Annotated in this window: 11 protein-coding genes; 6 read left to right on the top strand and 5 right to left on the bottom strand. The window is 41.8% G+C overall.

Annotated elements, in window-relative coordinates:
- Positions 1-27: 27 nt before the first annotated feature.
- Positions 28-1,287, bottom strand: a complete 1,260-nt coding sequence (locus BMY70_RS26465; RefSeq protein ID WP_090340572.1) for an SUMF1/EgtB/PvdO family nonheme iron enzyme — start codon at positions 1,285-1,287, stop codon at positions 28-30.
- A 99-nt stretch (positions 1,288-1,386) separates the two neighbouring features.
- Positions 1,387-4,737: a transcription-repair coupling factor gene (gene mfd / locus BMY70_RS26460; RefSeq protein WP_090340847.1), complete on the bottom strand. Its 3,351-nt coding sequence runs from the start codon at positions 4,735-4,737 to the stop codon at positions 1,387-1,389.
- 192 nt (positions 4,738-4,929) lie between these two features.
- On the opposite strand from mfd, the gene pnuC reads away from it, so the two are divergent.
- Complete coding sequence (gene pnuC, locus BMY70_RS26455; RefSeq protein ID WP_090340569.1) at positions 4,930-5,550, top strand: nicotinamide riboside transporter PnuC; 621 nt, start codon at positions 4,930-4,932, stop codon at positions 5,548-5,550.
- Between the two features lie 2 nt (positions 5,551-5,552).
- Here pnuC and BMY70_RS26450 read toward each other — a convergent pair whose 3' ends face one another.
- The 3 genes from BMY70_RS26450 to BMY70_RS26440 all read right to left on the bottom strand — a co-directional run bounded on the left by BMY70_RS26450 (position 5,553) and on the right by BMY70_RS26440 (position 6,866).
- Complete coding sequence (locus tag BMY70_RS26450) at positions 5,553-5,993, bottom strand: barstar family protein (protein WP_090340566.1); 441 nt, start codon at positions 5,991-5,993, stop codon at positions 5,553-5,555.
- A gap of 13 nt (positions 5,994-6,006) precedes the next feature.
- Positions 6,007-6,480 carry a guanyl-specific ribonuclease gene (locus tag BMY70_RS26445; protein ID WP_090340563.1) on the bottom strand — a complete coding sequence of 158 codons (474 nt, stop codon included), beginning with the start codon at positions 6,478-6,480 and terminating at the stop codon, positions 6,007-6,009.
- Between the two features lie 89 nt (positions 6,481-6,569).
- Positions 6,570-6,866, bottom strand: coding sequence for a muconolactone Delta-isomerase family protein (locus tag BMY70_RS26440; RefSeq protein ID WP_090340560.1), 297 nt, complete (start codon positions 6,864-6,866; stop codon positions 6,570-6,572).
- Positions 6,867-7,213: 347 nt separating this feature from the next.
- Between BMY70_RS26440 and BMY70_RS26435 the strand changes: the two genes are divergently transcribed.
- The 5 genes from BMY70_RS26435 (at position 7,214) to BMY70_RS26415 (ending at position 13,003) form a co-directional block, all read left to right on the top strand.
- Entirely contained in the window at positions 7,214-7,777 is a 564-nt protein-coding gene (locus BMY70_RS26435; RefSeq protein ID WP_090340557.1) for an RNA polymerase sigma factor, read from the top strand.
- A complete protein-coding gene (locus tag BMY70_RS26430) occupies positions 7,752-9,296 on the top strand; it encodes an outer membrane beta-barrel protein (RefSeq protein WP_229209790.1) in 1,545 nt (514 codons plus the stop codon). Before BMY70_RS26435 ends, BMY70_RS26430 begins: the two co-directional genes overlap by 26 nt.
- 112 nt (positions 9,297-9,408) lie before the next feature.
- Complete coding sequence (locus BMY70_RS26425; protein WP_229209789.1) at positions 9,409-10,647, top strand: serpin family protein; 1,239 nt, start codon at positions 9,409-9,411, stop codon at positions 10,645-10,647.
- 421 nt (positions 10,648-11,068) lie between these two features.
- Positions 11,069-12,373: an LVIVD repeat-containing protein gene (locus BMY70_RS26420; RefSeq protein ID WP_090340550.1), complete on the top strand. Its 1,305-nt coding sequence runs from the start codon at positions 11,069-11,071 to the stop codon at positions 12,371-12,373.
- A 51-nt stretch (positions 12,374-12,424) separates the two neighbouring features.
- On the top strand, positions 12,425-13,003 hold the full coding sequence (locus BMY70_RS26415; RefSeq protein ID WP_090340547.1) for a hypothetical protein: 579 nt from the start codon (positions 12,425-12,427) through the stop codon (positions 13,001-13,003).
- Positions 13,004-13,013: the final 10 nt, after the last annotated feature.

Genomic DNA, 13,013 nt, shown 5'->3' with positions numbered 1-13,013 from the left:
TATATCTATAACTAAAACAGATTCTAATTATTTATGGCTACCCGTAGCAATCATTGCACAACGGAAACCAACGGATGCAGTTGCAGAGTCCTGATCCATGTAACGACGCGTCCCAGGAGACAACCAGTATGCTACGTCAGACCATGATCCGCCTTTGTAAACACGAAGGTTATCATTAACAAGAGAGTTGCCATTTTTAGCATCGTAGTTTTTCGCCTCATCCTGATATCCATCACGACGGAATGCATTCAAGTCATTCACATCATTGTTGGAAAGCGGACGGTAAACGTCATACACCCATTCGCTAACATTTCCTGCCATGTCGTAAAGACCGTTATCATTCGGCGGATATGAACGAATTTCCTGCGTAATAATAGCGCCGTCATTTGATTTCCCTGCAATACCTGCATAATCCCCAGGTCCGCGTTTGAAGTTTGCAAGCATTGTTCCTTGCTTACGTCCACGTGGCTGGCGCATTGTAGAACCATCCCATGGATAAATACGCTGGTTAGACTGGTTTTCATCTGCATATTGTGTACCGATCATCGCGATTGCAGCATATTCAAATTCTGCTTCTGTCGGAAGACGGTATGGAGGCATCACGTAACCGCTTTCGATCGTAAGTTTTGCTGGTTCGGCAGAGGCAACTGATTCTGCTTCGGCAGCAGCGGCAGCTTTCTTCTTTTTGCCAATAGAAAAACCTTTTTTCGGCTGACCTGCTTTTGTACCTGCAGCATTATTGGCAATACTCACCGCAGCTGTTCTCCACGCACAATAATCGTTGGCCTGAACCCAGGATACACCTACAACAGGATATAAACGGAAACCAGGGTGACGCAGGTACATCGTTACATATGAATCATTGAAAGACAATTCATTGTACCATACGGCGGTATCAGGTAAAGCTTTACTGTAAAATTCTTCAGATGAATCTTTTTGAATAGCATTTAAATATTCGAGATAGTGAACGTTGGCTACTTCCGTCTGATCCATATAGAACGACTGGATACTTACCGTACGTTTCGGGTTGTCACGTCTGTTCATGACATCTTCTTCCAAAGATCCCATCGTAAAACGCCCACCTTCAATATAAACCAAGTCAGGACCGGCAGGTAACGCCTTATATTGTTTTACCTGATATCCATCCTTGCCATTATACGCCAAGCCTGTTTTCGAACTGGTTTTCCCAGGCTTTAAACTCGTTGGTCTTTTTTTCTTACTACAGGAAGTGGCCGCTAATAACACAATCAGTATCAACGCGATCGACCGGATACCCATCTTATGCATGCAAATCATTGCTTTAAAGTGACTTAGAGTGTTTGGTATTTAATAGTATGCGAAACTGCAAATGTATGAAATCAATCCAACTTATTTGCTACAAATCTTTTATTGGCACATTTCTGTCAAAATCTTATTCGCCTGGTCGATACTGTGAACATCCTGGCAGATCAGAATTAACTTTCCTTTTTGATCCTTCAATGCAATTTGTCTTGGATGCATTTTGATATAATCGATGATCTTTCCGAATTTTGGCGACTGAAAAAACTCGTCGTTCTGCGAAGTAACGAAGTATCCTTTCAATGTATTGCTTTTCAGAGTCAATTTTTCAAAATACAAACTTTCCGCCTCCCAACGTAAACGGACTGTTTTCAGTAAATCCTCCACTTCTTTTGGCAAGGGTCCGAAACGGTCGGCTACTTCTTTCTCAAATCCGATCAGTTCCGAATTGCTCTTCATGTCGTCAAGACGCGTATATAACGAAAGTCTTTCTGAAATATTTTTGACATACGTTTCCGGAATTAAAGTGGCGAAATCCGTCTCAATCTGGCAATCTGGCAATAATTTAGCAGGCAACCCGAGTGCAGTAGAGAACAAATCTTTAAACTCATTATTTTTCAATTCAGAAACCGCTTCGTCCAGCATTTTGTGATATAGCTCGTAACCAAGATCATTCACAAATCCACTTTGCTCGGCACCCAGTAAATTTCCGGCACCACGGATATCAAGATCGCGCATGGCAACTTTAAAACCATCGCCAAGCTCCGAGAACTCCTCCAGCGTCTGAAGGCGTTTTCTGGAATCACTGGCTAAGGTAGACGCGGACGGTGTCAATAAGTAACAAAAGGCTTTCCTATTTGAACGCCCTACCCGGCCACGCATCTGGTGCAGATCCGAAAGTCCGAACATATGCGCTGAATTAATAATGATCGTATTTGCATTGGCAATATCAATTCCTGACTCGATAATATTCGTTGAAACGAGAATGTCATATTCGCCTTCAATAAAATCAACCATCACTTTTTCAAGCTTGTCGCCGTCCATTTGTCCATGCGCCACGCCGATCCTTACCTCCGGAACCAGACGCATGATAATATTGGCGATCGATTCGATGTCGTTCACACGGTTATGCACAAAGAAAACCTGCCCGCCGCGCTGCACTTCAAAACTGATTGCATCACGGATAAATTCTTCACTGAATGAATGAACTTCGGTTGTAACCGGCTGGCGGTTCGGTGGCGGTGTTGCAATCACGGAAAGATCCCGCGCACCCATTAATGAGAAATGTAGGGTTCGCGGAATTGGTGTTGCTGTTAATGTCAAAACATCCACATTCACACGCATCTCCTTCAATCTGTCTTTCGCCTTTACACCAAATTTTTGTTCTTCATCCACGATCAAAAGGCCAAGATCTTTGAAATGCACGTCTTTATTTAAAATACGGTGTGTGCCAATCAAAATATCAATTTTGCCTTCTGCGGCTTCTTTTAATGTTTCTTTGATTTGCTTTGGTGATTTAAAGCGGTTGATATAACCCACTTTTGCCGGAAAATCAGACAAACGTTCGCTGAATGTCTTAAAGTGCTGCATCGCCAAAATTGTGGTTGGCACCAGCACAGCTACTTGTTTACTATCACAAACCGCTTTAAAAGCAGCGCGAATCGCAACTTCTGTTTTCCCGAAACCAACATCACCACAAACCAGACGATCCATTGGATGGCCTTTTTCCATATCATCTTTTACGCTGGCAATAGCGGTTGCCTGGTCCGGCGTATCTTCATAAAGGAAAGAAGATTCTAGTTCAGCCTGCATGTAATTGTCCGGAGAGAACTGGAAACCCGGAGCCTGACGACGTTTTGCATAAAGCGCAATCAGCTCGTGGGCGATATCTTTAAGTTGCTTTTTAACTCTTGATTTTTTCGCTTCCCATTCTCCCGAGCCTAATTTGCTCATGGCAGGCGGCGTTCCTTCTTTGCCGGTATATTTGGCAATTTTGTGCAGGTTATGCACACTTACATAAAGCAAATCGTTATCACGGTAAATCAGCCGGATTGCCTCCTGTTCTTTTCCGTTCACATCTTTGCGCTCCATTCCGGCGAACCGGCCTATGCCATAATCTACGTGCGTAACAAAATCACCGACGTGCAGCGATTTCAATTCTTTCAACGTTATCGCTTTCGACTTGCTGAATTTTTCTTTCAGCCTGTATTTATGAAAACGGGCAAAGATCTGGTGATCCGTGTAACAGGCCACTTTCAGATTTTCATCAATAAAACCTTCCCGCAGCGAAATATTCGGCATGGGCTGAAACTTCACAAACGGGTCAAGATCTTCGAAAATCCTTTCCAGACGGTCCAGCTGCTTTGGCTGTTCGGCCACGATGATATTGACAAAACCTTTCGATTGATTTTCAGAAAGATCGTCCAACAAACGCTTAAAGTCCTTATTAAAAGACGGTTGTGGCTTGGCAGAATAGGGGAGTTTGTTTTCAGTTTTAAAATAAAACCGACGTCCGAATTCTACCGTTTTGAATTTTTTGACCTGATTTAAAAAACCACGTCTTGTTTCAAACAAGTCAGCAGGGTTTGAAACGATCTGAACGCCGCCGCTGGTTACTTCCTGCAACGCTTTTTCTGCTTTTTCAAAACAATTTTCAATTACTTCAAGTGTCAGCTCAGCATCTTTGAACCACAAGACTGTGTCTTCATCGAGAAAATCCATAAACGACTCTCTCGTTTCGTGAACAAGTTTTTGCTGAATATCCGGTACAATATTGATTTGTCTGGCAGATTCGATCGAAAGCTGCGTATCCGGGTCAAACGAACGGATACTTTCTACTTCGTCTCCAAAAAGTTCGATACGAAACGGATGTTCGCTCGCAAATGAGAATACATCCAGAATACCTCCACGAACGGAAAACTGTCCGGCTTCGAAAACAAAGTCGGTAATTTCAAATCCATAACTATTAAGAAACTCTGTCAAAAACGATGGATCCAGCTTCTCGCCCACCTTCACGGAAAAAGTATTGGCAATCAACGATCTTTTGTTGATAACTTTTTCAAAAAGTGCCTCGGGATATGTAACGATCTGAAACGGTCCGGGTTTGGCCACGTTCAGTTTGTTCAGGATTTCTCCGCGCATCAGAACGTTGGCATTATCAACTTCTTCGTAATGGTACGGGCGTTTGTAGGACGTAGGATAATATAAAACCTCCGTTTTGCCCAGCAAATTCTGCAAGTCATTTTGAAAATAGGCAGCCTCTTCCCGATCGCTTAAAATATACAAAGCCGGACTTTTCTTTTTTTGCTGAATAGCCGCCGCAATTACCGCATCTACACTGCCTACAAGTCCTTTGATCTGAACATGCGCGGCATCCTGTTTTTTCGAGGCAATTTGTGAAATGAACAGATCCAGATAACTGTCACCTCCGTATAGCGTCAATAAATCTTTTACTTCCAAAAGTATCTTATTAATAGAGGAAATTTCCCCGGTTTTATAATCTTTATCAAACACAAAAAGCCGTTCCAGGAAATTCTCCCGTCGGCTTAATAGGTAACAACAGTTTTTCTACTTTTGTTGGTACCAGTAATTATTTTTCAAAAATAACAGGTAAATAGGTAGCATTTGTAATGAATACGTTAATTTGATAAAATGATCGACTGGCTTAATCAATCCATAACTTTTGCAGGCATAGCTACAACGGTTCTTGAAATACTTGGTTTTCTGACAGGCGCAATCTGCGTCTATCTTAATACCCGGCAGAATGTTTTGGGCTGGTTTTTCGGAATTATCAATGCCGTACTTTATGTGATCGTTTTCTGGCAGGTTAAGCTGTATGCCGATATGAGCTTGCAGGGTTACTATTTTTTCACCAGCATTTATGGCTGGTGGATGTGGTTATATGGCGGAAAAAGTCATGATGGGATTTCGGTCAGCAATACGCCGACGAAACTCTATGGAATTTTTGCTATCATTTTTGTGGCCGGAACATTATGCTGGGGTTTTCTTCTGGGGCGTTTCACCAACGCAAGCCTGACTTACATAGATTCTGCTTTGACCATAGCAAGTTTGATCGGACAATGGATGATGGTTCGGAAATATCTTCAAAACTGGATCATCTGGATCGTTGCTGACGCTTGTTATACTGTCATGTATTTTTATAAGGACTTATACCTCACAGGCATTTTATATGCTGTTTTCCTGGTTTTGGCGGCTATGGGTTATGTGCAGTGGAAAAGAGATTTACAAAAATCGGAAAGCCCAGGAATATAAAATTAACAATCACCAAAAGGAATTTCCTGTTCTTCCAGAATAGTCCGGATTCTTGGGGAATCTTCAAAAATAATCCGAAGCTCTTTTCTGGCGACGTCTTCCTCCTCATCCATCCATTTCCAGTCTTCCGCAGTTGCGTCAAAAATATCGATAAGTGCGAGAATTTTATCGTCGTTTTTTTCCTTTGAAAGCCAGTCGCTAGAATTTGTGATATAGATAATTACCTTTTCTTCGGTGATCCATTCCAGATCGTTCAGCATTTCATCCAGTGCGTCCAGATTTTTACCGGAATAATCAGGGAAATTCAGAGCCTGCCCGATTTGTTCGTGGAAATCCTTAATTGAAGTTGATTTGTTACCGTCGATTGTACCAATAAAAGCCCCCAAAAATGATTTGCGAAGATCTGTGCCCTTTTTAGCAAGAAGAAAATGTGTGTTTTTCATAAGATATAAATTTTTACTCTATTTCGGTAAATGAATTATAATGATCTCGGGTATACCAGGCGTGTTTGTTATCACTTGTTACCAAACGTTCAGCACCTCGATTTTTTCCTTTCCTTCTAGGATTTACATCCCATTCCTGGTATTTCATCGGTTTCCCGGTTTCATCTCTTAAAGGCAAATGTTTCTCGTAATTTCCAAATTTTCTGCCTCCCTGATAACCTTCCGGTGCCCGCCCATTTTCTTTCACATAAGCAAGCACCTTGTAAACCTTTTGAGGAATATCGTTTCGCTGACTTTTTCCAACTCCTTCATAGGCTGCTTTCCCGGACTTCTTTTCAGTCCCTTGCTCCTGCTCTGTTTTTTGTTTCGCCTGGGAAATATCCCGGTTATTATTTCCTGAACAAGCAACAGCCAAAAAAGTTGCAAAAACAAAAACGGTTTGTTTTACAAGCTTTAAAAAGGTACCCGATGTATTTTTCGTAAACATTGGAGCGCTAAAAATATGAAAGTCGGAAAATTAAACATAAAAGAACCTCATTGTGCTGACAATGAGGTTCCTGAAAAGTTATTTTTTTGTTAATTAAGCGAGAACATAGGCAATCTGAGAGCAACGACATTATTAAACATAAGCTTGCAGATTGTTGGATCCATGTAATCGATCAGCGGGAATTCTGACACAAGCGACATCACTTCAAACTCACTTTCCGCTCTTACCACGCACCAAAGTTTCATACGATCTTCAGATAAGGCATACGACATCAGCCGTCCCTGCTCCATCATTTCGTTGATTTTCTTTCTCTGCGCCGGTATTTTCTCTGTGTATTCTTCCGTCATAACAGCCGGAAGTTGGATTTCAACCATATATTGACTCATGAGCGAAAGAGGTTAGGTACGTAAAAAGTCCAATTTAATTCAACACTTATAAAAGGATATGCAGGTCGTAATAGTTCCTGTGGCGTATTTCAGACAGCCGATTTAGATTATTTTAACATATGGATTGAAACTCTTGAACTTAGGTAAGTTAAAAAAAGTTTTTAATAATCAAACGTCCGTTCCAACCCTTTTATAAATAATAGTGTCTATAAGTTATTGAGCGAACTTTTAGGTTGATTGAGCGATAACAGATGGCGGATGTTTAATGAAAAAAGCAGTCTCTTATTGTATACGAAGAGCGAAAAAACAAAATAAATAAACCGGAAGTAGCACCCCTTAGGCTTCGGATGACTTTTAACGAACAGGAATTGGTGATTGGCTGTCAACAGCGTAACCGCGTCGCCCAGAAACAGCTATATGATGTTTTCGGGGGGAAGCTGTTTGCTATATGCCTGCGTTATACCAAAAACCGCACAGATGCGGAAGATGTTTTACAAGATGCTTTTATAAAAATTTATGAGAATATAGTTACGTTCCGAAACGACAGCCCGGTTGAGTATTGGCTCCGGTCAATTGTAGTTAATACAGCATTAAATCATTTGAGACAGCAGAAACATCTGAAGCAGCTGGACGATATTGACGGACATGAAAACGTGCTGGCGGGGAAGGAATTAGTTCTGGCGGATTTTCAGTGGCAGCAGCTGATGGAGTTTATAAAAGAACTGCCCATTGGTTGCCAGACTATTTTTAATCTATACGCCATTGAAGGTTACCAGCATAATGAAATAGCCCAGAAATTAGGTATATCTGAGGGGACATCGAAGTCGCAGTATTCGCGGGCTCGAACGCTTCTTCAGGAGAAATTGAACAAAGAAACAAGATTCGATGATGGATCCGTCCGAAACAAATAGCTTTGAAGAGCAATGGAAAAAGGTATTTCAGGAAGCTTCTGAAACACCTCCTCTATCTGCCTGGGAGGGCATAGAGGCTCGCCTCGACAAGGAGGAGAGAAAAGTGGTGCCGCTCTGGTGGCAGACACCACGGCTTTGGTATGCAGCTGCATCCGTGGCCGCTTTATTAATGGTAGGTATAGGTTTGTGGAATGGCTCGTTCAGCTCAGAAGAGAAAAAAGATGCACACCTGGCGGCCGGCAAAACGGAATTGGTCAGCCCGGATGCAGATATTAACACGAGCTCGGAAAGTTCCGTAGAAGGTAAAACAGCGCAACAGAAAGAGGCGGTTGAAGTTCCTTCGATCCTGCCGGAAACTAGTATTGCGCAGGTGGAATCTGAGAGACGGAGAAAAAATAGTGCAGAAAATCCTGCTATCATCAAGCAGGATGAGTCTCTGGCTTCGGCTGATACGGAAAAACAAGCAGAAGAAGATAGGGCTGCGGTTTCCTCTTTTAACAATAAAGTGGCAGTACGTAAGCAGGAAAATAATCCTGTTTCAGCGAAAGCTGTTGCTGGCAATAATGATCTTACAAATACTGATAAGTTTGCCGCTGCGCAAAGCAATAACGTATCAGTTGAGCCTTTAAATCCTGCTAATCTTGATGCTGCAAGTCGCATTGTAGCCGAGGCACTTACGCCGATTGGATATAAAGATCTGGATGTTTATGTTCAGAAAAGGTATGTATTTTTCAAACCTGGTACGATTACGGAAAAACCAGTTGAAAAGGTATCTAAGAACCGTGAGTATTATGCTGCTGTTGGTTTGATGCCTGCGACTTTTAATCCGGATGTTAAGGTTACTTCCCCACCGGCTGCTTTTGCCAATGCCAATGCGTCCAGACAATCCCTGAGTGGCAATAGCCAGGCAGGGACATCCTACGCCGTTCAAACACAGGGCGGAAAGCGACTTTCGAAACATTGGTCTGTCGAAACAGGTATCAGTTATCTGCAGGGAAATTCAACCTACGAGGGCGGATATTTGCTGGATGTAGCAACAAGCAGATCGCAAAATGTTCTGCAAAGCGCATTGATGGATAAATCAGGGCAGAATTACGGTGTTAACACGCCGACATCGAGTCCTCCTGCCAACGCTTTCTATATTGATGTGGCAAAAGAAGTCCGTAATGATTACCGCTATCTTCAGGTACCGGTACAAGCAGGATATACTTTAAACCCGGATAAAAAACTTAGTTATTCTGTCCTGGGCGGAATGATGGCAAACTTTTTCATGAATAATGAAATTGAGTCAGCTTCCGGAACGGTGATCACGACCAAAGCGAGCGACGATGTTTATCGCAGTCTCAACTGGGCAGCAACTACAGGGCTTCGTTTTAATTATCGGCTGTCTTCGCAATGGAAAGCCACGCTGACAGGATCTTATCAAAAATCGATCACATCAGGATTTAAGAGTAATGAAACATTGGAATCGCGCCCTTATCTGTACGGCGTTTCCTGGGGTGTCAGATATTCTTTTTAAAAAAACATGAAACTGGTTCCAACCATTTCAACCCTGGAAGACTCATAGTAACAGAAGCACATACTAGCAGTCTAATCAGGTGCATGTTATACGCACATTTTATTTATTAGCCATGAATAAAATTCTTAAAATCAGCAAGTTGTTCATTGTATCCGTAGGCCTGATGGCGTTCGGATGCAATGATGACAGCGTTGACTCCCGACCAGATCCGGTTCGTCCTGTTGTTATTCCTGAAAGAATTTCGGCAGGAACCAATGATTTCGCCTTCGATTTTTTCAAAAACTTACAGCAGGTTGAGAATTCTGACAAAAATTTATTTGTCTCGCCGCTGAGCCTTCATATCGCTTTGGGAATGCTGCTGAACGGAGCAGAAAATGAAACCGCTTCTGAAATTTTGAAGACGCTGAAAATGGAAGGCGTTTCGCAGGCAGACTTGAATAACGCTTACAAAACATTATTAAATGATATGCCGGCAGCGGATTCAAAAGTCACGCTGGGCCTGGCAAATTCGGTTTGGTACCGGAATACCGTTCAGGTAGAAACTGATTTCAAAAATGTTTTGAATCAATCATTTAACGCAGAAATTACCGGGCTGGAATTTAATAAGGCTGCATTAGACAAGATCAACCAGTGGGCAAGTGATAAGACTAATGGAAAGATCAAGAAAGTGCTTGACGAGATAAAAGAAGACGAGGTTATGTTTTTGTTGAACGCGTTGCATTTCAAAGGTGATTGGACAACAAAATTCGATGCAAAAAACACTCTTGATCAGACATTTCATCTTCAGACCGGAACTCACAAAAAAGTAAAAATGATGTATGCAAAATCTGATTTTGCACTATCAGGTTCGGAGAAATACACAGCTGTAAAATTGCCTTATGGCAACGGACAGTTTGAGATGACAGTTCTGCTGCCAAGAGACCAAAATTCGATCACTGAAATTTTAAATTCCTTCACGTCGGCACAATGGAGTAAAATTAAGTCGGATACAGCGAAAATTGGGATTAACCTGGGGCTACCAAGATTTACGCTGGAATACTCTAAACGACTAAATGATGCCTTGAAATCAATGGGAATGCCAAAAGCGTTTTCCGATTTAGCGGAATTTGGCAAGATGATTAAAACGATGCCTATCAAGGTTGATTTTGTAAAGCAGGATACTTATCTGGGAATTGATGAAAAAGGGACTGAGGCCGCCGCCGTTACAACCATAGCAATGGTTGAATTATCAGCAAATCCAAAAGAGCCGCAAAATGTCATTTTCGACCGCCCATTTGGAATAATCATCAGTGAAAAAACATCAAATACAATTCTATTTATGGGAAGGATCATGAATCCGGATAGTAAATAGGCAATTTGGCTTTCGGCAATCGGCTGTCAGGTTTCAAATGGTAAGAAATTGCGACTTGGTTATGTGAAAGCCGATCGCCGACGGCCGAAGTGATATTAAAGAAAACAAACGTTGGTGTCAATCGACGTTTTCGGGGTGCGTTATCGTCCGTTGGCTTTGCTTCCGGACGATTTTGTTATAGGGGGTTCATGCTTTTGCTCAGATTAAGAACGGACTCTATTAATTTGAGATCAGCGACCCGAAAGATTTAAAATATTGTTAAGCCGAATCCCGGTAATGAAATCTGAGCTTTAAGAGCTATCCCATTCATTTTCAGACAAATTTGTTCAAAAAGGTTACAACCTTTTATGATATGTTGTGTCTTAGGATTATACCGAGAAATAATATAATCTCAGCTTGCCTAACGAAAAACTCTCTGATCATGAAAACACAACTACTTCCGCTGATTATCGTCGTCTTTTCTTTTGGATTATTTTCCTGTAACGACCAATGCAAGGAGACACGCGTAACGCGCAGGCTTACTCCCTTCACCCGATCACTTGCTGAGATCAGAAGCAGTGTGAAAGCAGAATCAAAACGGGAGTTAGTCCGGCCAGGTAAAATTTATACCAAAGGTAATTATCTGTTTATCAATGAAATAAAAGAAGGTATTCATGTGGTTGATAATAGCGATCCAACCAATCCTAAATTTATTTCCTTTATTAATATTCCTGGCAATGGCGATATCGCTGTTCGTAACAATATTCTGTATGCAGACAGTTATTCTGATTTGGTTTCCCTGGACATTACAGATCCTGCCAATGCCAAGGAGGTGGGACGGGTGCAAAATGTTTTTCAGTTTGGGCAATTTGATGGTGTAAGCTGGTCTTTAATGGGTCAGAATAGTGCTGCCGGAATGATCTCAATTCAGGATTTTACAGTTGATTTTGTAACGGAAACTGTGACGACAAGCTGTGAGGAAAATGTTTCGCCTATGCTATTATCGTGGCTTGACTCTGGGTTCTTGTCGTCTGCTTCATTCAGTTCTGCCGGATCCGCTTCTTCTGCTCAGCCTAATGGCCAGGCAGGATCGATGGCGCGTTTTGCCTTGTATGACAAATTTTTATATACCGTCCAGCAAAACAGGCTGCACTTATTCAATATATCAAATCCGTCGCAGCCAACTGATTTCACAACGGTCAACACAAATTTCATTATCGAAACGATTTTTCCCTATCAGAATAAACTCTTTCTTGGTACGACAACCGGTATGATCATTTTTGATAATTCGGACCCTGCTTCGCCAACGCAGATTTCAGTATTCCAGCATGGGCGGGCTTGCGATCCTGTAGTTGTACATAACGACATCGCTTACGTAACGCTGCGAACGGGAACAGCCTGTCAGGGCACTCAAAATCAATTGGATCTGGTGGATGTCAGTAATCCCGCCAACCCCAAAATGATCAAAACCTACCAGATGGAAAACCCGCATGGTTTAAGTATCGATTTCCCGACATTGTATTTATGTGAAGGTGACAAAGGTTTGAAAGTTTTTGACGTGACTGATAAAATGGAAATCGATAAACATATGATTTCGCATTTTAAAGATATTGATGCATACGATGTTATTTCGCTTGGCAAGACGTTGATGCTGATTGGTAAGGATGGTTTTTACCAGTTCGATGTTACTGATCCGAGGAATATTCGTGAGCTGAGTAAAATTCCGGTGAATAAGGCCATTCCATGAATTGCTGTGACCTGTTAAACTATTTACTCACCTCCAACTCACATAAACACAATGAAAATTCTTTTTTCTTTATTCATATCAATACTTATTTTAAGTTCTGTTAACGCTCAGGATGTCGAGGTTAAAAACAAATTTATTAACCACACAGAATTTGGCGGATTGTTTGGCCGGGTCAAATATTCAAACGGCTCGCAGCAAAATACAGTCGACAGCAGAACCAGCCTGACACTACAGACTTTTAACGGAATACAAGTGAGCAGAAAACTTGGTGCCGGAATAATACTTGGCGCTGATTGGTATAAAAGTGCGCTGATCAACCCCGTTGCTGCCGGAATCCGGTATGATCTTTCAGGCAGATCCAACGCTCGTTTCTTTGTTATTGCTGACGCTGGTTATGGTTTTACTTGGCTTCATCAGGATTCAGACGGTTATAAAACAAAGGGCGGCTGGATGATAAATCCTGGTATCGGGCTCAGAATTGGGAATGTAAATACATCTTCTTTCACACTTTCACTTACCTACAAAAGACAGGAAGTTTTTGCTGAAAAACCACTGCTTTGGAACCAGACTGAGCGTCGTGAAGAACGTGTATACAACCGGATTGCAGCGAGAATTGGAATCAGTTTTTAATGAAATTGTG

Origin of the sequence: Dyadobacter koreensis (assembly GCF_900108855.1) — a bacterium.
Lineage (GTDB): Bacteria > Bacteroidota > Bacteroidia > Cytophagales > Spirosomataceae > Dyadobacter > Dyadobacter koreensis.
Note: the sequence above shows the minus strand (reverse complement) of the source record. Positions and strands in the feature narration are given on the sequence as shown.